The following is a 24,766-nucleotide window of genomic DNA, read 5'->3' as shown; positions in this document are numbered from 1 at the left end:
TAGCGAGCCTCCCGACAAGGGGATTGTTCGTGACCACCAAGACCGTTTCGTTTCTGGCGCTATCGTGTGTCGGCGCCTTCACCACCGCGCCCGCGCTGGCCGCCACCGATCCGACCGACGTTGCCGCGCCGGAGGATCAGCAGCGGCCCGGCGACGTCGTCGTCAACGGCGATCGCGTGCAGGAGAGCGATGGTCCCAAGGCCGTCGCGCCGCTGGTCAACACGCCGCGATCGATCGTCGTGCTCCCCGCCGAGGTGATTCAGCAGACCGGCTCCAACAGCCTCCAGGACGCGCTCCGCACCGTGCCGGGCATCACCTTCGGCGCGGCGGAGGGCGGTAACCCGATCGGCGACCGGCCCTTCATCCGCGGCTTCGATTCGCAGGGCTCGATCTATGTCGACGGCGTCCGGGATCTCGGCGCACAGACGCGCGAGGTGTTCGCGATCGATCAGGTCCAGATCGTGCGCGGGTCGGACTCGACGCTGGGCGGACGCGGCTCGGCGGGCGGCACGATCAACATCATTTCGCGCCTGCCCCGCGTCGGCGACTTCGGCAGCGTCTATGCCAGCTATGGCGAGGCGGACTACAAGCGCGTGTCGGCGGACCTGAACCTGCAGGTCGCCCCGAACGTCGCGTTCCGGGTGCAGGGCGTGTGGCACGATCAGGACGTCGCCGGCCGCGACGCGGTCAACGCGCGCCGCTGGGGCGTGGCGCCGTCGGTGACGATCGGCCTGGGCGGCCCGACGCGGCTGACCGCGAGCTATTACCATCTGGAAAGCCACGAGCTGCCCGACAGCGGCATCCCCTATATCTACACGATCGGCAACGCGCCCGGCACCGGCGTCATCTATTCGCCGCCGGCGCTCGGGCGGGTGACGACCGCGGGCGGTGCGACCGGATTCGTCGATCGCTCCACCTTCTACGGGCTGCGGTCGCGCGATTTCCGCGATGCGACGGTCGACCAGGCGACGATCCGCGCGGAGCACGATTTCGGCGGCGTCACGCTGCGTAACACCGCGCGCTACACGCACAGCTCGCAAGCCTATATCTATACGCAGCCCGACGATCAGCAGGGCAACGTCTATGGCACCACCGCGGTCAACACGGGCGCCAACCTGACCAGCGGCGGCTATGTCTGGCGACGCGCGAATACGCGGTACGGCTATGTCGAGAGCATCATCAACCAGACCGATCTGTTCGGCACGTTCCGCACCGGCGGGATCGAGCACAGCTTTTCGCTCGGCACCGAGCTGGCGTGGGAAAAGGCGCGGCGCGGCACCTTCGTCACCCGCGGTTACCTGAACGCGGGCGGCACCGAGATCCTGTCGCAGGGTTCGACGATCAGTCCGCGCTGCAACACGACGACGGTGGCGCGCTACTATTGCACCAGCCTGTTCGCCCCCAACCCGTCCGACCCCTGGGTGAACTACGCCAGCGATACCTCGACCGTGCCGTCCCCGATCGTCCGCACGCTGCCGAGCGAGGAGACGCAGAACGACGGCAACACCCGCGCGCTGTACGCGTTCGATTCGATCACCATCGTGCCGGCGGTGATCCTGAACCTCGGCGCCCGGTACGACCGCTTCTCGTCGACCATCCGGCCGGCGGGCACGTTCACCACGCCCAACACGACGCGGCTGACCCGGACGGACGAGCTGTTCAACTGGCAGGCGGGCCTGATCGTCAAGCCGACCGCCGACACGTCGGTCTATGCGAGCTATGCCACCGCAGCGACGCCGCCGAACAGCCTGCTCGGCGAGGGCCAGGAGGCCAATGCGCTCCCGACCACCGGCACGGCGGCGAACCTGCTGCTGCTCGACTCGCTCAAGGTCGAGAAGAGCAAGACCTATGAGGTCGGCGCCAAGGCGAGTCTGTTCGGCAGCCGGCTCCAGCTGGGGCTGGCGGCGTTCCAGACCAAGACCGACAATGCGCGCGTCACCGGCGAGAACAACACCGTCGCGTTCATCGGCGAACGACGCATCCGCGGGATCGAGCTGAACGCGAACGGCACGATCCTGCCCGGCTGGACGGTGTTCGGCGGCTATACGCACCTCGATCCGACGATCGTCGACGGCGGCTTCACCGCGCTGACCGCGCCGGCGGTCGGCACGCAGCTGGCGCAGGTGGTGCTGGTGCCATCGGTCAACACCGGCAAGCAGGCGACGCAGACCGCGCGGGACAGCTTTACCGCGACCACCAACGTGACGCTGTTCCGTGCCTTCCAGATCGGCGGCTCGGCGCTTTATACCAGCCGCGTGTTCGGGGGTTACTCGGACAACCGCAGCGCGACGCAGACCGCGGCCGGCGTGGTGACGGTCAACCCGGCGACCAAGGTGCTGTACCGGACGATCCCCGGCTATTGGCGCTTCGACGCCCGCGCCAGCTATACGATCAACGATCGCGTGGAGTTGAGCGTCAACGCGCAGAACCTGACCGACAAGGTGTATTTCACCCAAGCCTATACCGCGCACTATGCCGCCATCGCGCCGGGGCGGACGGTGTTCGGGACGGTGGGGCTGAAGTTTTGAGCGTGTGGGCGACCATGTCGCCGGCGGCGGCGCGCGAGGCGCTGGCCGGGCCGGCGCGGGTCGCGCTGATCCGCGATGCGGCGGAGAGCGGGCTGGCGGAGGCGCAGGCGGTGCTGGGGCAGATGCTGCTCGACGGCACCGAGCTGCCCGCCGACGCGCGTGCGGGCTTCGGTTGGTTCATGCGCGCGGCGGCGCAGGAGTATCTGCCGGCGCTCAACATGGTCGGGCGCTGCTATGAGCTGGGGTGGGGCGTGACGCCCGATGCGGCGCGCGCGGCCGAATGCTATCGCGTCGCCGCCGAGCGCGGCTCGACGGAAGCGATGTACAATTACGCGACGCAGCTGGCGCTGGGGCGCGGTGCGGCGGAGGACAAGTCGGCGGCGCTCGCCTGGCTCCGCAGGGCGGCGGCGCGGGGGTTTGCGAAGGCGGAGAACTTCGTCGGCTCGTTCCACGAGGACGGCTGGGCGACGCCGGTCGACCTGCTCGCCGCGACGCAATGCTATGCGCGCGCCGCGCATGGCGGCGATTTTCGGGGCTGTTTCAACCATGCGCGGATGCTGGTCGGCAAGGGCCGGGTGCGCGAGGCGCTGGCGTGGATCGGCAAGGCGGCGATGCTGGGCACGCCGCGCTTTCGCGAACAGCTGCGCGACTGGCTGGCGGGGCAGGGTGATGCGGAGCTGCGGCTGCGCGGGGTGGCGGTGCTCGACCGGTGTTGACGGTCGTATCCGGGCTGCTCGATCAGGCGGGAGTGGCGCGGGTGCGCGCGCTGATCGACGCGGGGCCGTGGGCGGACGGTAACGCGACGTCGGGGCATCAGTCGGCACTCGCCAAGCGCAACGAGCAATTGCCCGAGGACTCCGACGCGGCGAACGCGGCTGGCGCGCTGGTGCTCGATGCGCTGGCGGCGTCGCCGCTGTTCGTCGCGGCGGCGCTGCCGCTGAAGGTGTTTCCGCCGCTGTTCAATCGTTATGGTGCGGGGCAGACCTTTGACACCCATGTCGACGCGGCGATCCGCATCCGGCGCGGCAGCGACTTCCGGATCAGGAGCGACCTGTCCGCGACGCTGTTCCTAGCCGACCCCGACAGCTATGACGGCGGCGAGCTGGTGGTGGAGGGGCAGTTCGGCGAAAACCGCGTCAAGCTGCCGGCGGGCGACCTGGTGATCTATCCGGCGTCCAGCCTGCACCGGGTCGAGCCGGTGACGCGGGGGACGCGGGTCGCGAGTTTCTTCTGGGTCCAGTCGATGGTGCGCGACGACGGCGCGCGCCGGATGCTGTTCGAGCTGGACGAGGGCGTGCAGGCGGCGGCAGGCGCGCTGGGCGCGGGCGATCCGGCGGTGGTCAAGCTGACCGGCGTGTATCACAATCTGCTGCGGCGCTGGGCCGAGCTGTAGGAAGACGGATGACCAAGGTGAAGTGGCGGCGGACCTGGTTTTCGGTCCACAAGTGGATCGGCCTGATCCTGGCGATCGCGATCCTGCCGCTATGCGTGTCGGGCGCGGCGCTGGTCTATGGCCACGCGCTGGACCGCGCGGTGAACCCGCAGCGCTATGCGACCAGCGGCGAGGCGCTGCTGACGCCGGACCGCTACGTCGCCGCCGCGCAGGCGCGCAGCCGGCCGGGCGAGCGGATCGCGCAGCTGAGCTATCCGGACGAGGGCGGGGCGGTGACCGTGGCGCTGTCCCCCGCACCCAAGCCGGGCGAGGCGGCCGGCCCGCCGCGTGCCGGCCCACCGCAGCGGACGGTGGTCTATCTCGATCCGCCGACCGCGCGGGTGCTGGAGGTGGCGGCGAGCGGCGGTGGGCTGGTGCGGTTCTTCCACGTGCTGCACGGCTCGTTGCAGATTCCCGGCGGCTGGGGGCGGTCGATCGTCGGCTGGATCGGGGTGGCGATGATGGTGTCGGCGTTCACCGGGCTGTGGCTGTGGTGGCCGACGGTGGGGTCGCTGAAGCGGGGATTGCGGTGGGGGCGGCATCGTAATGTCGACACCAACCTGCATCAGACCTTCGGTTTCTGGATCGCGCTGCCGTTGTTCGTGCTGTCGCTGACGGGCGCGTGGATCAGCTTTCCGCAGTTCTTCGGCGGGCTGGTCGGCGAAGGGCGGCCGCGCGGGCCCGACCGGATGGCGCAGGCACGCGCGCGGCCCGTGGAGGCGGCGCGCCTGTCCGCCGGGGCGGCGATCGATCGCGCGCGGGCGTTGACGGCAGGCACGGTGCGGCAGGTGACCTGGCCGACCGAGAAGAAGCCCGACTGGAGCGTCCAGCTGCGCCCGCAGCGCGGCGCGCCCGTAACGGTGTCGGTGGCGGACGACGACGGCGTCGCGGCGGTCGCGCCGGCGATGGGCGGGCAGGGCGGCGTCGGCCGCTTCATGCGCCAGCTGCACGAGGGCGAGATCGGCGGGACGGTCTGGGCGGCGATCGTGTTCCTGGGCGGGCTGATCCCGGCGATGCTGGCGGTGACGGGCATCGTCATGTGGTGGCGTGCGCGCGGGTGGAAGGCGCAGCTGGCGGCGCGGCAGCGGGCGCGGGCGGCCTGAGCTCCTCCGCCGGAACGGTGAGGTGACCGAAGGGACCGCGCGCCACCTCCCCGCAGGCGGGGAGGATCAGCGGCCGAGTAACACCCGCGCCTGGCCGGCGATCTGCGCCAGCATCGCCGCGTTGGGCTGCGCGGCGTGGCGGGCGCGGTCGACGACGGCCTTGAACTGCTGGACGCGCGCCGTGTTCGCGGCGAGCCAGGTGTCGACCGTTGTTTGCGGGTCCGCCGCGCGGCCAGTGGCGAGGAACTGGAGCCGCAGCTGCTGAAAGTCGCGCGCGAGGCCGGCGAGGAGCAGGCGCTCCCACGGGTCGCTCGATGCGATCCGCGCGGCGGTCGCCTGTGCCCAGTCGAGGCCCAGTGCCTGGCCGAGCGCGGTGAAGGCGCGGGTCAGCACCGTCTCATCGAGCCCGAGCCGCTCGCCCAGATCGGCGAGCCCGACCGCGCCGTCGATCTCGAACAGCCGCACCACCCGCGCCGCGAGGTCGGCGGGGGCACCGGCGGCCTCCAGCTCGCGGGCGATGCCGTCGCTCTGCGCGCGGCCCTCCTCCAGCAACAGCGCCTCGGTGGCGCTGTCCAGCGTCGCGATGCCGCGCGTCAGCCGGGCCAGCACCGGCCCGATCTGCGCGCCGGCGCCCGTCGCGCGGAGCAGGTCGGCGATATGCGAGCGCGTCGCCGCCGCGACCTCGTCGAACAGCGCGAGCCGCGCCGCCTCGGGCATCGGCGTGGTCTCGATCGCCGCCCATAGCGCGTCGAGCCCGAACAGCCGCTCGGCGACGACGAACATCGTCGCGATGTCGCCCAGCGCGGCGCCCTCCTCCTCGGCCAGCTCGAACGGGTAGAGTACGCCCATCCGGTTGACGAGGCGGTTGGCGAGCTTGGTCGCGACGATCTCGCGGCGCAGGCGATGTGCGTCGATCGCGGCGCCGAACCGTTCCTGCATCGCGCGCGGGAAGGCGGCGTGGAGGTCGGGGAGCAGTTCGGGCTGGTCGCCGAGCGCCGCGACCTCGATCGCGTCCTGCAACGCCAGCTTGGCGGTGGCGAGCAGCACCGCCAGCTCGGGGCGGGTCAGCCCGCGCCCCTCCTGCCCGCGCCGCAACAGCTCCTCGTTGGGGCCGAGCCCCTCGACACGGCGGTCGAGGCGGCCCGACGCTTCGAAGATCTCGATCGCGCGGACATAGCTCGGCACGGTGGTGGCGCCGTCCGATTGCATGACCGACAGGGCCAGCGTCTGGAGGCGGTTGTCCTCCAGCACCAGATGCGCGACGTCGTCGGTCATCGACGCGAGCAGCGTGTTGCGGTCGGCCTCGGCCAGCCGCCCCTCGGCCATCTCGCGGTTGAGCGCGATCTTGATGTTGACCTCGTTGTCCGAGCAGTCGACGCCCGCCGAATTGTCGATGAAGTCGGTGTTGATCCGGCCGCCCTTGCTCGCAAAGGCGATCCGCGCCGCCTGCGTGACGCCCAGGTTCGCGCCCTCGCCGATCGCGCGGACGCGCAGTTCCTCCGCATCGACGCGCAGGCGGTCGTTGGCGGGATCGCCGACCGCGACGTTGTTCTCCGCCGCCGCCTTCACATAAGTGCCGATGCCGCCGAACCAGAGCAGGTCGGCGGGCGCCTTCAGGATCGCGGCGATCAGCTGCGTCGGCTCCATTTCACCGGGCAGGATGCCGAGCGAGGCGGCGGCTTCGGGCGTGACGTGGATCGACTTGGCGGCGCGGCTGTGGACGCCGCCGCCCGCCGAGACGGGGGCGCTGTAGTCGGCCCAGGAGGAACGCGGCAGCGCGAACATCCGCGCCCGCTCGGTCCAGCTCGTCGCCGGATCGGGATCGGGATCGAGGAAGATGTGGCGGTGGTCGAACGCCGCAACCAGCCTGATCGCCTTGGATAAGAGCATGCCGTTGCCGAACACGTCGCCCGACATGTCGCCGCAGCCGACGACGGTGATGGGGTCGGTCTGCACGTCGATGCCGGCCTCGGCGAAGTGGCGCTGGACGGAGATCCACGCGCCCTTGGCGGTGATGCCCATCGCCTTGTGGTCGTAGCCGACGCTGCCGCCCGATGCGAAAGCGTCGCCCAGCCAGAAGCCGCGCTCCAGCGCCAGCGCGTTGGCGACGTCGCTGAAGGTCGCGGTGCCCTTGTCCGCGGCGACGACGAAATAGGGGTCGTCGCCGTCGTGGATGCGGATGCCGTCGGGGTGGACGACCGCGCCGTCGACGATGTTGTCGGTGATCGACAGCAGCGCGCGGATGAAGATGCGATAGCTCTCCGTCCCCTCCGCCAGCCAGGCGTCGCGGCTGGTCACCGGGGGCAGCTGTTTGGGATAGAAGCCGCCCTTGGCGCCGGTCGGTACGATCACCGCGTTCTTGACGCGCTGCGCCTTCATCAGCCCCAGCACCTCGACGCGGAAATCGTCGCGCCGGTCGGACCAGCGCAGGCCACCGCGCGCGACGGGTCCGGCGCGCAGGTGGATGCCCTCGACGCGGGGCGAATAGACCCATACCTCGCGCCACGGCACCGGCGCGGGCAGGCCGGGGATGAGGTGGCTGTCGAGCTTGAACGCGAGCGCCTCCTGCCCGGCGGGAGCGAAGGCGTTGGTCCGCAGGCACGCGGTGACGAGCGCGCGGTAGGCACGCAGAATGCGGTCGTCGTCGATCGCGGCGACCTGATTCAGGCCGATCTCGATCGTCGCGTCGGTGCCCGTCGTGTCGCCGCCGTCGGGACCGTGCGCGGCGGCGAAGCGCGCGATCAGCGCGGTGGCGACGCCGGGGGCGCGGCGCAGCGCGTCGACGACGGTGGACAGGCCATAGGGCAGCCCCGCCTGACGCAGATAGCGGAACCAGGCGCGGAACAGCAGCACCGCTTGCGGTGCGAGACCCGCGTCGACGATCAGGCGGTTGAACTGGTCGTTCTCGCTGCGTCCTTCGAGCACGGCGGCGATCGCATCCTCAAGGATTTGCTGTTCGCCGGTCAGCGGGGCGTCGGCCTCGACCAGGAATTCGTGGACGTAGGAGCGCGCCTCATCGGTCAGCGCGGTCGGGATCTCCTCGATGACGCGGAAACCGAAGTTTTCCAGCACCGGCACCGCGTCCGACAGCGCCAGCGCGCCGCCCTGACGATAGATCCGCAGCCGCGTCGTGGTCGCGTCGGTGGAGAGGCGGACCGAGCGAGTGCCGGCGTTCTCCAGCGTCGCCAGCCGGATCACGTCGGCGGCGGCCTCGTCGGCGGACACCGCGTTGCGGTAACCCTGCGGGAAGCAGTTGGCGTGGCGCAGCGTCAGGCGCGCGGCGCGGGCGGGGCCGACGCGCGCGGACAACGCCGCCTCCACCGCCGGTGCCCAGCCGCGTACCATCCGCTCCAGCCGCGTCTGCAACGCCGCCGTGTCCGGGACGCGACCGTCGTTGCGCAGATCGATCGTGTAGCGGATCAGCGCCAGCGCGGAATCCTCCATGGCGATCGACCAGTTGAGCACGGGGCCGTTCGCCGCCTCGGCGATCATCTCGCCGATCGCGACGCGGCGCGCGGTCGTCAGCTCGTCGCGCGGCAGCCAGCAGAACGCGAACAGATGCCGGCCCAGCGCCGAGCGGACCAGCACCAGCGCTGGACGCGGCCGGTCGGCGAGCGACATGGCGGTGAGCGTCAGCGCCTCCAGCTGTTCGGGTTCGAATGCGGTGGCGAGGTCGTGCGGCAGCGCGGCGAGCGCGTGGGTCAGCGCCTTGCCGGTATGACCCTTGGGATCGAAGCCCAGCTTCGCCTCCAGCGCGGCGAGGCGGGTGCGGAGCACGGGCACCGCGGCGGGCGCGGTGGCGAGCGCGGCCGACGTCCACAGGCCGGCATGGATCGACAGGCCGGTGACGCGATCGTCGGAGCGGACCGGGACCAGTACCAGATCGAGCGGCGTCGCGCGGTGGACGGGGGAGATCAGCGACGACTTGAGCAGCAGTGGCGCCTCGCCGCCCGCCTCGAACCAGCGGATCGCGAGATTGCGCGAATATTCGGCGAGGATCGGGGTCGGGTGCTCGTTGCGCGCGATGCCGAGCGCCTCTCCCGGTGCCCCGTCCGCATGCCAGCGCTGATGCCCGAGCAGCGTCAGTCGCCCATCGAGGAACCATTGCAACAGCGCCGCGCCCTCGCCGGTCGGCAGCGACGCCTCGTCGGCGGCGACCGCGCGCTGCAGCCGGGGCCAGTCGTCGACCGCCGCGCGGACGTCGGCGAGCACCGACGTCAGGTGCTGGAGCAGGTCGCGGCGCTCCTTCGCATCGGCGCGTTCCAGCTCGATATAGATCATCGATTCGGGCTGGCCGGCGCCCCCGACCGCCTCCAGCGTGCCGTCGGCGGTGCGGTGGGCGCGGATCACGGGATGGATGATCCGGTCGACCGCCAGCCCCGCCTCGCCGATCGCGGCGGCGATCGAGTCGACCAGGAAGGGCATGTCGTCGTTGACGATCGCGAGCCGCATCCGGCGGCGCGTGTCCTCGCCGCTCTGGATCGGCTCCAGCTGCAACGCCGCCTCGCCCGGCACGCGGCGCGCGGCGGTGGCGGCGACGAAGCGCGCGGCCTCCGCCACCTGCGCCGGTTCGAAACCGGCCAGCTCGCCGGGCAGCGCGCCGCGCGTCAGGCGGGCGGCGAGGTCGTCGGCGAGGGACGGGGGAGGGGAAAGGTCGGCCATGGCGGACCTATGCGCCCGGCGGTTTGGGGGCTCAACCCTTGTGGCGGTGCAACATCGCCGGCCCGGTCAGGCGGCGGCCTTGCGAACCGCCTGCTGGACGAACCCACCCTCGATCTGCGCCACCACGCTTACGCCATCGCCCTCGCGCCGGGCGAGCAGCACGACGAACTCGCCGTCGCCGGCGATGGGCAGCGCAAGCTGCGCCAGGACGGGGCGGGCACGCAGCTCGGCTCGCGCCTGTTCGTAGAGATCGACCGTGGGCGCGGGCCGGCGTGCGGCGCGCTCGGCGGCGACCACCGCCTTGATCCCGCCGCGGTGCAGCTCCAGGAACTGCGGCAGGGCACCCGCGCCGACGTCGCTGCGGCGGGCGTTGTCGAGGACGGCGGCGAACTCGGTCAGCCGCGTCTTGTCGTAGTCGGCACCGAAGACCAGCTTCACCACCGGCGTCATCGGCGCGCGCGCCTGTGCCTTGATGCAGGACTCGGCGAGCAGCGTGGCGAAGCCATCGGGATCGTCGGCGGCGGCGAGCACGAAGTCGTGGGCGCGGCCGAGCGCGCGATACAGCGCGGCGCGGCTGCGGGTGTCGGTGGCGCGGACGGCGGCGGCGGACTCGCGCGCCATGGCGAGCTGGTCGGCCAGCGTGCCGATCGTCGCGGCATGATCCGCGGCGGGGCCGTCAGCCCAGACCGGGATGTCGGCCGCGACCGGCTCCGGCACCACGCGGGCGGCGGCGAGTTCGGCCTCCAGACCCGCCTTGGTCGCGGCGTCGACCAGCTCCTTCCAGTTGATGACGCCGTAGATGAAGTCGATACGATCGCCGTCGGACGAGAAGGGCATCAGGATGCCGCGATACAGCGTCGGCTTGCCGCGCGTGCCGACGAACTCCGCCTCGAACCCGATCGGCGCGCGGTTGGCGATGATCTGGAGATAATGGTCGGTCAGCCGCGACAGCAGCGAGCGGCTGGGCACGTCGGCGACGCGCTCCGGCGACCCCTCCAGCCCGCATTCCTGTCGCAACGTCGCGCCGAGCCAGGCGATCCGCGGGTCGTCGAGGCCGTGGGTGAAGTCGAGCAGCACGCTGTGCGGGCCGAAATCGGCGATGTTCGACGGTTCCAGATCGTCGATCGCCGGATAGGGCCGCCCCTTCAGCAGCGACACCCAGTGATTGTAGGCGCGGACGTGCATCCGCCGTTCGTCGCCGCCGAGATCGAACATCTGGTCGGCGACGCCTTCGTCGGCGCCGTCGTCCGTGGTTTCCACCGACAGGGGGGCATCGACCTCCATGTCGTCTAGCGCTCGCATGTCCATCGTGCCGGGTGCCTTCATCTTTGGCCTGGGTGGTGCCCGACGGCGGTGTGGACCCGACATGGTAAAGACCGCGTAAAGGATGTGAGCACTGCCGACGGGTTGAAAGCCTGCGGCACCGCTGCTATCGCATCCCGACCTGACCGGGCGCGCCCCGGCCGGCCGCCTTAGCTCAGCTGGTAGAGCATCGCATTCGTAATGCGGGGGTCACAGGTTCGAGTCCTGTAGGCGGCACCACCTTCTTTATGACACTTACACAAGGGATGCGGCGGCGACTAAGGCCAAAGCGGCGCGGCGTGGGAAGCTGGGTGGGTCCTACATGGGGCACCTTCAGATGGGCGCGGCGCTGGGCTGGGCGCCAGTGCGGGCCTTGCATCATCAGCGCCGGGTGCCGGCGGCATGAAGTCTGCGTCCCGGAGAGTAGCGGTGACCTGCTCCCCGTTTTCAGGCCGCTGATAACTTAGCTTCAGTGTCCATATGCCCCTGGCGGGGGCAGTTGGTGAACTCGGCGGGTGCCAACCCGCCAAGGCTGCTGTGCGGACGCACGGTGTTGTAGTCCGTCCGCCATGCCTCGATGATCCGTCTTGCCGCGGCCAGCGATGGGAACAGGTGCTCGTTCAGGCACTCGTCGCGCAAGCGACCATTAAAGCTTTCGACGAAGCCGTTCTGCTGCGGCTTGCCCGGCGCGATGTAATGCCAGTCGACCCCGGTATCCTGGCACCAGGCAAGAACGGCGTGACTGGTCAGCTCGGTGCCATTGTCGCTGACCACCATGCACGGCAGCCCGCGACGTTCGGCGATAGCGCTCAGCTCACGAACGACCCGCCGACCGGACAGCGACGTATCGACGATGCAGGCCAGGCATTCCCGGCTGTAATCGTCGATGACGTTGAGCAAGCGGAACCGCCGGCCGCAGGCCAATGCATCCGATACGAAGTCGAGCGACCAGCGCTGGTTGGGCTCCTGCGGGATTGCCATCGGCGCCCGCGTGCCCAGCGCGCGCTTGCGCCCGCCACGCTTGCGTATCGTCAGCCGCTCCTCGCGATACAGCCGATACACCTTCTTCAGGTTCATGCCCTTGCCCTCACGCTGCAGCAGGATCGCCAGCCGCCGGTAGCCGAACCGACGACGCTCGTTCGCGATCTCACGCATCCGCTCGCGGACAGCATCGTCCTTCCCGCGAAGCGGCTCATATTGCCATGCCGACCGATTGACCCCGATCAGCCTGCAGGCGCGACGCTCGGAGAAGCCGTGATCGGCCATCAGCTTCTCCACCGCAGCATAGCGCTCTGCAGACCGGGTCAGTTTTTTCCCAGCAGATCCTTAAGCGCCGACACGTCCAGCATCGACTCCGCCAGCAGCTTCTTCAGGCGTCGGTTCTCATCCTCGAGCGCCCGCAACCGCGCCGCGTCGGACACCGTCAGCCCGCCGTACTTCGACTTCCAATTGTAGAACGTCGCATCGCTGATCCCGTGCTTGCGGCACAGGTCCGCCGTCTTCACGCCAGCCTCGTGCTCGCGCAGCACGCCAATGATCTGATCCTCGGTAAATCGGCTTCGCCGCATCGCTCGTCTCCATCTGACGAGCTAACTTACCAATGGCATGATTTCCGGGGAGCAGGTCACCGTTGGCCTAGATTCGCGCGTAGCGGAAGTACCACACCTCATGCCCGTGCCGCCGCGCCTTGCGTTCGTAGCGGGTTTCCGGCCAGTCCTCCGGCCGTTCCAGGAAATCGCGCGCGCTGTCGGCGGTCCAGCGAAAGTCGCGGCGCTGCCCCATCACCATCATCGCCCAGCGGCAATAGGTCGGGTCGTCGGTGCCCAGCCGGAACTCGCCACCGGATTTCAGCTTCGCCGCGATCGCGTCCAGCGAGCCGTGATTGACCATCCGCCGCTTGGCATGCCGCGCCTTGGGCCAGGGATCGGGGTGGAGCAGGTAGACGCGATCCAGGCTCGCGTCGGGCAGCCGATCGATCACGTCGCGCGCGTCGCCCATGTGCAGCCGGACGTTGCCCAGACCCCCGTCGCGCAGATGCCCCAGCGCCTGCACGACGCCGTTGAGGAACGGTTCGCAGCCGATGAACCCCGTGTCCGGCCGCGCCGCCGCCTGCGCCGCCAGATGCTCGCCACCACCGAAGCCGATCTCCAGCTCCAGCGGCATGCCAGTTCCGAACAGCGTCACGGCGTCCAGCGGCCCCGCCTCTGGCACGCTTACGGCCGGCAGCATCGCGTCGATCAGCGCCGCCTGCCCTTGGCGCAGCTTGTGGCCCTTGCTGCGGCCATACAGGCGGCGGCCGGAATGTTCGGGCGGGATCGCGGGCTCGTCCATCGCGCCGCCTTAGCCCCGGACCCATCGGCCCCGCCACCCGTTCGGGTGCGATGAGCGAGACCAGAACACGAAAGTCGGCGGTGAAGACCAAGGCGGCGCAGGTCGGCAAGCCCGCCACGGCGGCGGTGAAGGCGGTCAAGAAGGGCGGCACCAAGGTCGCGCGCGCCGATCGGCAGGTTACCCACGCCAGTGCGCGGTTCCGCGACCGCCCGGCGATGAAGCTCTTCGCCACGCTGATCGAGGCGGGCGACCAGCCGCCGCTGATCGTCGCGTCGGCGGGGACGTTGCTGGTGGGCTTGCTGACGCGGCGCGGCGACTTAATGCGCGGCGGCGTGCGGATGCTCGCCTCGCACCTGCTCGCGACCGGCGCGAAGCTCGCGATCAAGCACCAGTTCGATCGCACCCGCCCCAGCGAGGCGCTAGCGCACGGCCACCGCTTCGAGAAGGGCGATCGCGGCGGCCACGAGGAGAAGAGCTTCCCGTCCGGCCACACCGCCGGTGCGGTCGCGGTAGCGCGCGCCGCCGCGCACGAGATCGACGGCTCTGCGATCCCCGCGACGATCGCCACCGTCGCGATCGCGGCGGGGCAGGCGCCGACCGGCAACCACTATCTGTCGGACATCGTCGCCGGTGCCGCGATCGGCTGGGCGGCGGAGGCGGTGGTCGGGACGGCCTTCGACTGGTTCGATGACAAGCTGGCACCGGCCGTCGCGACGTCGCAGCCCGACTGAAGCGGCGCGATAGTCCGTTCCGTTCCCCGCTAGTCGCGGGCCGGCTGCAGCCGTAATGCCACGTCGTTCATGAAGCGGACGTCGTCCCCGTCCGCCAGCCACCCGGCCTCCGCCGCGACCGCGCCCAGCATGTCGGTCAGCGAGTCGATCTCCACCTTCGCGAAGCCGCCGAGCACATGGCCCGTTACCCGGTCCTTGTGCCCCGGATGGCCGATGCCCAGCCGCACGCGGCGAAAGTCCGCTCCCAGATGCTGGACCGTCGAACGAATGCCGTTGTGCCCCGCCGCGCCGCCGCCGACGCGCACCCTGACCTTGAACGGCGCCAGATCGAGCTCGTCGTAGAACACGGTCAGCGCGTCGGGTTCCAGCTTGTAGAAGCGCAGCGCCGCGCTCAGCGACTGGCCGCTTTCGTTCATGAAGGTCGCGGGCTTGAGCAGCAGCACCTTGTGTGCGCCGACGCGGCCTTCCTGCGTCCAGCCCGCGAACTGCTTCCTGACCGGCCCGAAGTCGTGCAGCGCGGCGATCGCATCGACCGCCATGAACCCGACATTGTGCCGGTGCATCGCATATTGCGGCCCCGGATTGCCGAGGCCCGCCCAGATCTGCATGCAATCCTCTCCCCTGTAGAGGAGAGGGAGGCGCGTAAGCGCCGGAAGGAGAGGGGCCGCCACCAGCGGCACCGCCCGGAACTGCCCCTCTCCCGGCGCTCTCCCCCGAGCGAGGGAGAGGGCAACAACTCAGCTCTCGGTCGTGTCCTCGTCGCCCTCAGCCGCAGCTTCGGCTTCGGCGGCCTCTTCTGACTCGGCGGCCTGCGCCTCGGCGACCTCGGCGTCAGCGGCATCGTCGGCGGCGGTCGGCACGGTCGGCGGCACGATCGTCGCGATCGCCTCGTCGGCGTCGAGCACGGCCACGGCGCCGGCCGGCAGCGACAGGTCGGAGACGTGGATCGCATCGCCCACGACGCGGCCCTTCAGGCTCACGGTCAGCTCGCTCGGGATGTCGGCGGCATCGACCGTCAGCGACAGCTCGTGATGCGTGACGTTCAGCACGCCGCCGGCCGCCAGGCCCTCGGACTCGTCCTGATCCGCGAACACGACCGGCACCGCGACGGTGACGGTGGTGTGCTCGCCGATGCGGAGGAAGTCGACATGGAGCGGACGGTCGGTGACGACGTCGAAGGCGACGTCCTTGGGCAGCGTGCGGACGCCGCCGACGGTCACGACCGTGTTCATGAAGTGCCCGGTGCCGAGCGCGCGGACGAGCGCCTTTTCCTCCAGATGGACGGCGGTCGGGGTCTGATTCTGGCCGTAGATCACGGCGGGGACGCGGCCTTGACGGCGCAGCAGGCGGGAGGCTCCCTTGCCAACCCGCTCGCGTGCCTCGGCTGCGAGCGTCAACTGGTCGCTCATTGCAGTTCCTTTGGGTGCGAGTGTGTTTTCCGGCCGCTCCTCCAGGGATGTAGCAGGGTCGGAAGCGGGCGCGCATAGCGGGAGAGGGCGGAAAAGGCAACCATCCGCGCCTCCCGCAAGCGACCGCGCGGCCTTGGCCGCGACCCCGCGCCTTAGTAGCGCACTCGCTGCGCGCGCACCCCGCGCCGCGCCAGTTCCGCCTGGACGCTCGCCGGCCCGGCCAGATGCCCCGCGCCGACCGCGACGAACACCGTCCCCGGTTGCGCCATCCGCGCCGCGATCCAGTCCGCCCAGCGCTTGTTGCGATCGGTCAGCAGCACGCGCATCGCCTCGGGCGAGCGGGTGATGCCGTCGTTCAGCTCCTTGGCGATCAGGTCGGTCTTGCCGCGCGCCCACTCGTCGACCATCCGCCCCATCGACCGTTGCAGCGTCGGCATCTCGTCCAGCGTCTCGTCCAGCATCGCTACCTGCGCGCCATCGGACAGCCCCGCGAAGAAGCCGATCTGCTGCTCGACGGTCTCCAGCCCGGTGACCGGCTTGCCCGCCGTCTTCGCCGCCGCGGTCAGCACCTGTTCGGGGCCGCTGGCGGGATCGTAGCCGACCTGCACCAGGCTCTGCACCTGCAACATGCTCGCCGCCAGCCACGGCCGCATCCGGTCATAGGCGGCGGGCGGCAGCCCGATCTGCTTCATCCATCGCGTCAGCACGGGGCGGTCGGCGGCGGGCAGCTTCTCCGTCAACGTCGGCCCGGTCGGGCTCAACCCCTGCGTCCTTACCAGCGTCGCCATCGTCGCCGGGTCCGCCTCGACGATCTCCAGCTTCAGCTCGTCCGACCGGTCGAACGCCTGACGCACCGCCTCGTCGAACCAGGTCAGGCCGGGCTTGAGCACATGGATCGTGCCGAACAGATAGATTGTCGTGTCCGCATCGCGCACCACCCACAACGCCGGATCGGCGTCCTGCACCGCGGCGGCGCGCGCGGTCGGCGCCGGCTGCGCGCAGGCGGGCAGGGGTGCGGCCAGCAGCAGCGTCGGCAGAACGGCACGGAGCAGGCGGGGAAGGCGGGTCATGGTCGCCTCCCTACACGCCCGCGCGGCCCTTGCCAGCGCCAATCCCATCCGCCAAAGCCCGCGCGCTTATGCCTGCCCCGCTCTCCTTTCAGCGCATGATCCTGACGCTGCACGATTACTGGAGCGATCGCGGCTGCCTGATCCTCCAGCCCTATGACATGGAGATGGGGGCGGGCACCTTCCACACCGCGACGACGCTGCGCGCGCTCGGCCCCGACCCGTGGAACGCCGCCTTCGTCCAGCCCTGCCGCCGCCCCACCGACGGTCGCTATGGGGAGAATCCCAACCGGCTCGGCCATTATTACCAGTATCAGGTCATCCTGAAGCCCAGCCCGCCCGACCTGCAGGAACTGTATCTCGGCAGCCTGGCGGCGATCGGCATCGACTTCACCACCCACGACATCCGCTTCGTCGAGGACGACTGGGAGTCGCCGACGCTGGGCGCCTGGGGACTGGGCTGGGAAGTGTGGTGCGACGGCATGGAGGTGACGCAGTTCACCTATTTCCAGCAGATGGGCGGCTTCGACTGCAAGCCCGTCGCCGGCGAGCTGACCTACGGGCTGGAACGGCTGGCGATGTATATCCAGAACGTCGACAGCGTCTACGACCTCGCCTTCAACGATGCGGGCGTCACCTATCGCGACGTGTTCCACGAGAACGAGGTCGAGCAGTCGACCTGGAACTTCGAGGTCGCGGACACCGACACGCTGTTCGACCAGTTCCGCAAGGCGGTCGCGGAGTCGGAGAACTGCCTCAACCGCGACACGCCGCTGCCGATCCCCGCCTACGAACAGGCGATCAAGGCCAGCCACACCTTCAACCTGTTGCAGGCCCGCGGCGTCATCTCGGTGGCGGAACGCCAGGCCTATATCGGCCGTGTCCGCGACCTCGCCAAAGGCGCCTGCGCCGCGTGGATGACGAAGCACGGGTGGGCAGCGTGATGGCGGCCCCTCAAAATCCTCCCCGGCACGGGGAGGGGGACCGCGCGAAGCGTGGTGGAGGGGGCTCGCGATCACTCCGTCGCCCCGAAACATACGAAGCGCGCACGGACAGGCGAGACATGACCCTGCCCGAAGTGCTCCTCTGGCAGCGTCTCAAAGGCTCCCCCAGCGGCATCGCCTTCCGCAAGCAGCACCCGATCGGCCCCTACCGCGCCGACTTCTACTGCGCCGCCGCGCGACCGGTCGTAGAGGTCGACGGCGCGGCGCACGACATGGGCGATCGACCGCCGCGCGATGAGGCCCGCACCGCGTATCTGACCGCCCAGGGCTACGCGGTCCTGCGCGTCGCCGCGCGCGAGGTGCTCCGCGACGCGGACGAAACGGCGAACGCGGTCGTGGCCCATGCCGCCCGCCCCCTCCGTCAGCCGCTGCGCGGCCGCCACCTCCCCGCGAGCGGGGAGGACCGCAAATGACCGACTTCCTCCTCGAACTCCGCTCGGAGGAAATCCCCGCGCGGATGCAGGCCCGCGCCCGCGACGACCTCGCCCGCCTGTTCGCGGCCGAGCTCGCCAGGGCCGGCCTCGTCGCGACGCAGACCGTCACCTACGCCACCCCGCGCCGCCTCGCGCTGATCCTGCGCGGTCTGCCCGACGCCACCGAAGCGTCGCGCGAGGAGGTCAAGGGCCCGCCCGCCGACGCCCCGGACGCGGCGGTGCAGGGCTTCCTCCGCAAGCTGGGCGGCGTGTCGCGCGACGTGCTGGAGACGCGGCCCGATGCGAAGGGTCGCGCGACGCTGTTCGCGGTGATGAGCACGCCCGGCCGCGCCACCGCCGCGCTGTTGCCCGCCGCGATCGAGGCGGTGATCCGCGCCTTTCCGTGGCCCAAGTCGATGCGCTGGGGCGCGGCGTCCGCCGCCGCCGACTCGCTGCGCTGGGTGCGCCCGCTCCACGGCATCGTCGCGCTGTTCGGCGACGATATCGTGCCGGTCGAGATCGCGGGCGTCACCAGCGGCGCCGCGACGCTCGGCCACCGCTTCCACCACCCCGGCCCGATCACGATCGGCTCGGCGGACGATTACGTCGAGAAGCTGCGCGCCTGCCACGTCGTCGTCGACCCCGACGAGCGCGCCGCGCTGATCCGCGACCGCGCCCACGCGCTCGCCGCCGAGGACGGGCTGGAGCTGATCGAGGACGAGGGCCTCGTCGCCGAGAACGCGGGCCTCACCGAATGGCCGGTGCCGCTGCTCGGCCGCTTCGACGAGGCGTTTCTGGATGTGCCGCCTGAGGTCATCCAGCTCACCGCGCGCGTCAACCAGAAGTATTTCGTCTGCCGAAATCCCATTCCTCCCCGGGACGGGGAGGTGGCAGCCCGAAGGGCTGACGGAGGGGGCGCCGATCCGGGCCTACCGCCTGCGGCTGCCCCCCCTCCGTCAGCCGCTGGCGCGGCCGACACCTCCCCGTCCCGGGGAGGATTGGCCAACGTCTTCATCTGCACCGCGAACATCGATGCGGCCGACGGCGGCGCGAAGATCGTCGAGGGCAACCGCAAGGTGCTCGCCGCCCGCCTGTCCGACGCGCGCTTCTTCTACGAACAGGACCGCAAGGTCTCGCTGCAAGAGCACGCGGCGAAGCTCCAGCGCATCGTCTTCCACGAAAAGCTGGGCACGGTCGCCGACAAGGTCGACCGCGTCGCCAAACTGGCGCGCTGGCTGGTCGAGGAGGGCATCGTCAAAGCCTCCCAATTCTCCCCGCACGGCGGGGAGGGGGACCAGCCGCAGGCTGGTGGAGGGGGGGCTGCCACGCGCGCTGCCGCCGGTGGAGAGCCCCCTCCACCACTCGCTACGCGAGCGGTCCCCCTCCCCGCGAGCGTGGAGGATTTGGCCACCCTCGCCGAACGCGCCGCGCGACTGGCGAAGGCGGACCTCGTCACCGGCATGGTGGGCGAGTTCCCCGAGCTTCAGGGCGTGATGGGCGGCTATTACGCGCTCGCACAAGGCGAAGACCCCCAGGTGGCCGCCGCCATCCGCGACCACTACAAGCCGGTCGGGCAGGGCGACGACGTGCCCACCGCGCCGGTGACGGTGGCGGTGAGTCTGGCGGACAAGATCGATACGCTGGTAGGCCTGTTTGCGCTTGCCGAATTGCCAAGCGGCTCAAAAGACCCCTTTGCACTTCGCCGCGCCGCCCTTGGTGTGCTCTCGATAGTTCTCGCGAACCGTCTCCGGTTCTCGCTTGAATCTGCAATCCTCAAATCGGCCGACTTTCTCCGACCGTTGCTACTTGATCGACGTAAGCACATCGATGAAGATATCATTCCTCGAACAATTGAGCATTTAACGGCTGCGGGAGATATTTTCGTTGGATTGGACACTGCTAGGTGGAAACCTTTAGAGTTTGTAATTCGGCGGGGTAATGAATTCCATCACGTTTTGTCGGCTCAAAGCCATATAATCGTGTTTTATCACTCAAAAGATAGTTTGTTTGATTTCGTCGACGCGCGGGGTATTTGGCTGCTAAATTTCTTCGCCGACCGCCTCAAAGTCCAACAACGCGAAGCCGGCGTCCGCCACGACCTCATCGACGCCGTCTTCGCGCTCGGCGGCGAGGACGACCTCGTCCGCCTCCTCGCCCGCGTCCGCGCGCTTCAGGCGTTCATGGCGACCGAGGACGGCGCCAACCTCCTCACCGGCTACCGGCGAGCCGCCAACATCCTGAAGAAGGAGGGGTACGGCGCAGCGGAAAAATCCCCTCACCCCGGCCTTGAGCCGGGGTCCATCGCGCCACAGGCGGCGACGCCCGAGGCGGCATGGATGCCGGGTCAAGCTCGGCATGACGATATTTCGCTGTTCTACACGCCCGAACCCGCCGAAGAGGCCTTGGCTGCCGCCCTCGACGCCGCCGAACCAAATGCCGCTCAAGCGGTCGCGGCGGAGCGGTTCGAGGACGCGATGGCGGCGCTCGCAAGCCTGCGTGCGCCGATCGACCGCTTCTTCGACGAGGTAACCGTGAACGATCCCGATCCCGCCAAGCGCACCGCCCGCCTCGCGCTGCTCGCCCGCATCCGCGACGCGGTCCACACGGTCGGCGACTTCTCGAAGATCGAGGGCGCGTAGATTCAACCCGTTGGGTCAACATGGTCAACGTCGCTCAGACGCGGCGCCGTCCGGGGATACTAGATATGGTGTACGTGTACAGGTTCGGCGGCGGCGTGTCCGACGGCGGGAGAGGCGACCGCAACCTGCTCGGCGGCAAGGGCGCGAACCTCGCCGAGATGGCGTCGATCGGCCTGCCCGTGCCCCCCGGCTTCACCATCTCGACCGACTTCTGCTCGGTCTATTACGACGAAGGCGGCAGCTTCCCGCAACGCCTGCGCGACGAGGTCGCCACCGGCCTCGCGCATATCGAATCGGTCACCGGCAAGCGCTTCGGCGACGCAGCGGACCCGCTGCTCGTCTCGGTCCGCTCGGGCGCGCGCGCGTCGATGCCGGGCATGATGGACACCGTCCTCAACCTCGGCCTCAACGACGAAACCGTCGCTGGCCTCGCTACAACCTCGGGCGACGCGCGTTTCGCCTGGGACAGCTATCGCCGCTTCATCCAGATGTATGCCGACGTCGTCCTCGAACTCGACCACGGCGCGTTCGAGGAGGCGCTGGAGATCGCCAAGGAGGACAACGGCTTCCACCTCGATACCGAGCTGACCGCCGATCACCTCCAGGCGCTGGTCGCCGAATACAAGCAGCTGGTCGAGGCCGAGTGGGGCAAACCCTTCCCGCAGGACGTCCACGATCAGCTGTGGGGCGCGGTCGGCGCGGTGTTCGGCTCGTGGCAGTCGGAGCGCGCCAAGGTCTATCGCCGCCTCAACGACATCCCCGCCAGCTGGGGCACCGCCGTCAACGTGCAGGCGATGGTGTTCGGCAACATGGGCGACACGTCCGCGACCGGCGTCGCCTTCACCCGTGATCCGTCGAAGGGCGACAACGCCTATTATGGCGAGTTCCTCATCAACGCGCAGGGCGAGGACGTCGTCGCCGGCATCCGCACCCCGCAATACCTGACCCGCGCCGCCCGCGAGGAAGCCGGCGCCAGGCCGGCCTCGATGGAAGAGGCGATGCCCGAGGTCTACGGCCAGCTCGCGCAGGTCTTCGCGACGCTGGAAAAGCACTATCGCGACATGCAGGACATCGAGTTCACGGTCGAGAAGACCAAGCTCTGGATGCTCCAGACCCGCGCCGGCAAGCGCACCGCCAAGGCGGCGCTGAAGATCGCGGTCGACATGGCGGAGGAGGGGCTCATCACCCGCGAGGAGGCGATCGCGCGGGTCGATCCCGCCGCACTCGACCAGCTGCTCCACCCGACGCTCGATCCCGACGCGCAGCGCGACGTGATCGCCAACGGCCTGCCCGCCAGCCCCGGTGCCGCGTCGGGTGCCGCGGTGTTCGACGCCGACACCGCCGAACGCTGGGCCGCCGACGGCAAGGCCGTGATCCTGATCCGCACCGAGACCAGCCCGGAGGACATCCACGGCATGCACGCGGCGAAGGGCATCCTGACCGCGCGCGGCGGCATGACCAGCCACGCCGCCGTCGTCGCGCGCGGCATGGGCCGGCCGTGCGTGTCGGGCGCCGGCTCGCTCGCCATCTCGGCGAAGGACAAGGTGATGCGGGTGGCAGGGCGAGAGGTGCGCGAGGGCGACACGCTGACCATCGACGGCGCCACCGGCGAGGTGATGGCGGGCGAGGTCGCGACCGTGCTGCCCGAGCTGTCGGGCGACTTCGGCACGCTGATGGGCTGGGCCGATGCGATCCGGCGGATGAAGGTCCGCACCAACGCCGACACCCCCAACGACGCCCGCACCGCGCGCGATTTCGGGGCGGAGGGCATCGGCCTTTGCCGCACCGAGCACATGTTCTTCGACGCCGAGCGCATCACGGCGGTCCGCCAGATGATCCTCGCGTCGGACGAGAAGGGCCGCCGCGTCGCACTCGACAAGCTGCTGCCCGAACAGCGCGCCGACTTCGCCGCGATATTCGAGGTAATGGCCGGGCTGCCCGTCACCATCCGCCTGCTCGACCCGCCGCTGCACGAGTTCCTGCCGCACGAGGAGGCCGAGTTCGCGGAGGTCGCGAGGGCGTCGGGGCTCGACGTCGAACAGCTCAAGCGCCGCGCCGCCGAGCTGCACGAGTTCAACCCCATGCTCGGCCATCGCGGCTGCCGGCTGGGCGTCACCTATCCCGAGATCTACGAGATGCAGGCCCGTGCGATCTTCGAGGCCGCGATCGACGTCGCGGACAGGACCGGCGACGCGCCGATCCCCGAGGTGATGATCCCGCTGGTCGGCACCAAGCGCGAGCTGGAGCTGATGAAGGCGGTGGTCGACCGCGCCGCGCAGGCTGTGTTCGCCGAGCGCGGCCGCGAAGTCGAATATCTGGTCGGAACGATGATCGAACTACCCCGCGCCGCACTACGCGCGGGTGAGATCGCCGAAGCGGGCGCGTTCTTCTCGTTCGGCACCAACGACCTGACCCAGACCACGCTCGGCGTCAGCCGCGACGACGCCAGCCGCTTCCTCGCCGCCTATGTCGAACAGGGCATCTACGCCAAGGACCCGTTCGTCAGCCTCGACGTCGAGGGCGTCGGCGAGCTGGTCAGCCTTGCGGTCGATCGCGGCCGCGCCACGCGCCCCGACATCAAGCTAGGCATCTGCGGCGAACATGGCGGCGATCCCGCCAGCATCGCCTTCTGCGAAGAGGTCGGCCTGGATTACGTCAGCGCCAGCCCCTACCGCGTCCCGATCGCTCGGCTGGCGGCAGCGCAGGCGGCGCTGAAGCGGCGGGGCTAGCTCCGGCGGTTGCCCCAATCGAACCACCCGCGCCGCTCACCCGGCGCATAGACCGGGCGCGTCACGACGGTCCGGGTCGGCGCCACGGTAGCGGCGGTCACCGGCGCCGCCGCGGCGAGCCGGGCGTGATCCCGCTCGATCTCGCGTGCCCGCGTCTCGGCCGCGGCGACGCGCGTGTCGGCATCCGCTCGTGCGGCGGCGACCCGCGCCTCGTCGTCGCGGCGATAGGTGGCATGAGCGTCGCGCTCGGCGGCGTAGCGCTCGCGCCACTTGCGGCCGCCCGCGTGGCTGGCGAGCCCCAGCAGCCAGCCGGCGACGAACACCAGCGCCAGGATCGCCCATTGGGTGACGGTGAACGGCTGCATCGACAAACCTCCTGTTACGCAGGCTCAACGATCCGGACCGGTCACGTATCCATCAATGGATCAGCGCGTCCTTGATCGAGCAGGCGGCGGGGCCGAGGATGACGATGAACAGCACCGGCAGGATGAACAGGATCAGCGGGATGGTCATGATCGCCGGCAGCCGCGCCGCCTTTTCCTCAGCCCGCATCATCCGCTCGTTGCGGAACTCCGCCGACAGCACGCGCAACGCGCTAGCGAGCGGCGTACCGTATTTCTCGGTCTGGATCATGGTCGTGACCACGCCCTTGACCGCGTCCAGGTTGACGCGGTGCGCCAGGTTCTCGAACGCCTGGCGCCGCTCGGTCAAGAAGCCCAGCTCGATCGCGGTGAGGGTGAACTCGTCGCCCAGCTCCGGATAGGCGCGACCCAGCTCGCGGGCGACGCGGTGGAACGCGGCGTCGACGGTCAGACCGGCCTCGGCGCAGATCACCAGCAGGTCGAGCGCGTCGGGCAGGCCCTTGCGGATCGCGTCCGAGCGTTTTGAGATCTTGTTGTTGAGGAAGATGTCCGGCGCCTTGTAGGCGAGGATGAACACGCCAGCGACCAGCCCATAGCGCTTGAGCGGTCCCCAGGTGGGAAAATAGTCGTGAACGTAGACCAGCCACAGAATGAAGGCGCCGAACACGATGGGCAGCACCAGTCGGCCGAAGATGACCGCGACCGCCCATTCCTTGGACCGGATGCCGGCCTGCAACAGCTTGCGCTGCGCGACCTTGACTTGGCTGTCCTGCAGCACCTTCATCGACGACAGCAGCGTCCGCATGCGGTCGGCGGTGTCGTTGCGCTGGACCAGCTTGGCGCGGCGCTTGGTCGACGCGGTGATGCCCGCCTTCAGCTGCTCGCGGCGATCGTTCAGCGCCTTGACGCGCTTCGCCATCGGATCGCGGACGGTGGTGACGGCATAGAGCGCGACCAGCACCGCGAAGGCGGCGACGCCCGACAGCAGCGTCGCGACCCAGATCACGTCGATACCGAGCAGCGTCGGATGGGGAGGGGTCATCATCTGCCGCGC

The 24,766-nt window shown here is 69.9% G+C and carries 18 protein-coding genes and 1 tRNA gene; 10 read left to right on the top strand and 9 right to left on the bottom strand.

Annotated features, from left to right (window positions below):
• Nucleotides 1-29: 29 nt before the first annotated feature.
• The 4 genes from ACOFKS_RS10185 to ACOFKS_RS10170 are packed head-to-tail and all read left to right on the top strand — an operon-like array spanning nt 30 to nt 5,063.
• The gene (locus ACOFKS_RS10185) at nt 30-2,528 is read left to right on the top strand and encodes a TonB-dependent receptor (protein ID WP_419809123.1); all 2,499 of its coding nucleotides are present in this window, start codon (nt 30-32) and stop codon (nt 2,526-2,528) included.
• A gap of 2 nt (nt 2,529-2,530) precedes the next feature.
• Nucleotides 2,531-3,244, top strand: coding sequence for a tetratricopeptide repeat protein (locus ACOFKS_RS10180; protein ID WP_419809122.1), 714 nt, complete (start codon nt 2,531-2,533; stop codon nt 3,242-3,244).
• Between the two features lie 14 nt (nt 3,245-3,258).
• Nucleotides 3,259-3,921, top strand: a complete 663-nt coding sequence (locus tag ACOFKS_RS10175; RefSeq protein ID WP_419809293.1) for a Fe2+-dependent dioxygenase — start codon at nt 3,259-3,261, stop codon at nt 3,919-3,921.
• Nucleotides 3,922-3,929: 8 nt separating this feature from the next.
• A complete protein-coding gene (locus ACOFKS_RS10170; RefSeq protein WP_419809121.1) occupies nt 3,930-5,063 on the top strand; it encodes a PepSY-associated TM helix domain-containing protein in 1,134 nt (377 codons plus the stop codon).
• 66 nt (nt 5,064-5,129) lie between these two features.
• On the opposite strand, the gene ACOFKS_RS10165 is transcribed toward ACOFKS_RS10170, so the two are convergent.
• Entirely contained in the window at nt 5,130-9,725 is a 4,596-nt protein-coding gene (locus ACOFKS_RS10165) for an NAD-glutamate dehydrogenase (protein ID WP_419809120.1), read from the bottom strand.
• Between the two features lie 66 nt (nt 9,726-9,791).
• Nucleotides 9,792-11,051, bottom strand: a complete 1,260-nt coding sequence (locus ACOFKS_RS10160) for a hypothetical protein (RefSeq protein ID WP_419809119.1) — start codon at nt 11,049-11,051, stop codon at nt 9,792-9,794.
• A gap of 140 nt (nt 11,052-11,191) precedes the next feature.
• On the opposite strand from ACOFKS_RS10160, the gene ACOFKS_RS10155 reads away from it, so the two are divergent.
• Nucleotides 11,192-11,267 (top strand) — tRNA-Thr (locus tag ACOFKS_RS10155).
• Between the two features lie 207 nt (nt 11,268-11,474).
• Here the strand turns inward: ACOFKS_RS10155 and ACOFKS_RS10150 are convergent.
• Nucleotides 11,475-12,595 (bottom strand): IS3 family transposase gene (locus ACOFKS_RS10150; protein ID WP_419807427.1). Its coding sequence is split into 2 segments (ribosomal slippage): nt 11,475-12,346 and nt 12,346-12,595, totalling 1,122 coding nucleotides; the frame shifts between segments, so codons are not numbered across the junction.
• Nucleotides 12,596-12,662: 67 nt separating this feature from the next.
• A complete protein-coding gene (trmB, locus tag ACOFKS_RS10145; RefSeq protein ID WP_419809118.1) occupies nt 12,663-13,358 on the bottom strand; it encodes a tRNA (guanosine(46)-N7)-methyltransferase TrmB in 696 nt (231 codons plus the stop codon).
• Between the two features lie 50 nt (nt 13,359-13,408).
• On the opposite strand from trmB, the gene ACOFKS_RS10140 reads away from it, so the two are divergent.
• The gene (locus tag ACOFKS_RS10140) at nt 13,409-14,089 is read left to right on the top strand and encodes a phosphatase PAP2 family protein (RefSeq protein WP_419809117.1); all 681 of its coding nucleotides are present in this window, start codon (nt 13,409-13,411) and stop codon (nt 14,087-14,089) included.
• A gap of 29 nt (nt 14,090-14,118) precedes the next feature.
• Here ACOFKS_RS10140 and pth read toward each other — a convergent pair whose 3' ends face one another.
• The 3 genes from pth to ACOFKS_RS10125 form a co-directional block, all read right to left on the bottom strand.
• The gene (gene pth, locus ACOFKS_RS10135; RefSeq protein ID WP_419809116.1) at nt 14,119-14,697 is read right to left on the bottom strand and encodes an aminoacyl-tRNA hydrolase; all 579 of its coding nucleotides are present in this window, start codon (nt 14,695-14,697) and stop codon (nt 14,119-14,121) included.
• Between the two features lie 129 nt (nt 14,698-14,826).
• Nucleotides 14,827-15,498, bottom strand: coding sequence for a 50S ribosomal protein L25/general stress protein Ctc (locus ACOFKS_RS10130; protein ID WP_419809115.1), 672 nt, complete (start codon nt 15,496-15,498; stop codon nt 14,827-14,829).
• Between the two features lie 152 nt (nt 15,499-15,650).
• Entirely contained in the window at nt 15,651-16,568 is a 918-nt protein-coding gene (locus tag ACOFKS_RS10125; RefSeq protein ID WP_419809114.1) for a TraB/GumN family protein, read from the bottom strand.
• Between the two features lie 68 nt (nt 16,569-16,636).
• On the opposite strand from ACOFKS_RS10125, the gene ACOFKS_RS10120 reads away from it, so the two are divergent.
• From ACOFKS_RS10120 to ppdK, 4 genes are all read left to right on the top strand, one after another.
• Nucleotides 16,637-17,509: a glycine--tRNA ligase subunit alpha gene (locus ACOFKS_RS10120; RefSeq protein ID WP_419809113.1), complete on the top strand. Its 873-nt coding sequence runs from the start codon at nt 16,637-16,639 to the stop codon at nt 17,507-17,509.
• Nucleotides 17,509-17,982, top strand: coding sequence for an endonuclease domain-containing protein (locus ACOFKS_RS10115; protein WP_419809292.1), 474 nt, complete (start codon nt 17,509-17,511; stop codon nt 17,980-17,982). The genes ACOFKS_RS10120 and ACOFKS_RS10115 overlap by 1 nt, the downstream gene beginning before the upstream one ends.
• Complete coding sequence (locus ACOFKS_RS10110) at nt 17,979-20,621, top strand: glycine--tRNA ligase subunit beta (RefSeq protein WP_419809112.1); 2,643 nt, start codon at nt 17,979-17,981, stop codon at nt 20,619-20,621. Before ACOFKS_RS10115 ends, ACOFKS_RS10110 begins: the two co-directional genes overlap by 4 nt.
• A 65-nt stretch (nt 20,622-20,686) precedes the next feature.
• Nucleotides 20,687-23,350, top strand: a complete 2,664-nt coding sequence (gene ppdK, locus ACOFKS_RS10105) for a pyruvate, phosphate dikinase (RefSeq protein ID WP_419809111.1) — start codon at nt 20,687-20,689, stop codon at nt 23,348-23,350.
• Here the strand turns inward: ppdK and ACOFKS_RS10100 are convergent.
• Both ACOFKS_RS10100 and ACOFKS_RS10095 read right to left on the bottom strand, forming a co-directional pair.
• The gene (locus ACOFKS_RS10100; RefSeq protein ID WP_419809110.1) at nt 23,347-23,715 is read right to left on the bottom strand and encodes a hypothetical protein; all 369 of its coding nucleotides are present in this window, start codon (nt 23,713-23,715) and stop codon (nt 23,347-23,349) included. The two genes, ppdK and ACOFKS_RS10100, sit on opposite strands and share 4 nt — an antisense overlap.
• A gap of 52 nt (nt 23,716-23,767) precedes the next feature.
• A complete protein-coding gene (locus ACOFKS_RS10095) occupies nt 23,768-24,754 on the bottom strand; it encodes a type II secretion system F family protein (protein WP_419809291.1) in 987 nt (328 codons plus the stop codon).
• Nucleotides 24,755-24,766 lie beyond the last annotated feature (12 nt).

Origin of the sequence: Sphingomonas sp., from assembly GCF_965200135.1 — a bacterium.
In the GTDB taxonomy this organism is placed as follows: domain Bacteria; phylum Pseudomonadota; class Alphaproteobacteria; order Sphingomonadales; family Sphingomonadaceae; genus Sphingomonas.
The sequence above is the reverse complement of the archived record's forward strand: the minus strand, read 5'-3'. Positions and strand labels throughout refer to the sequence as shown.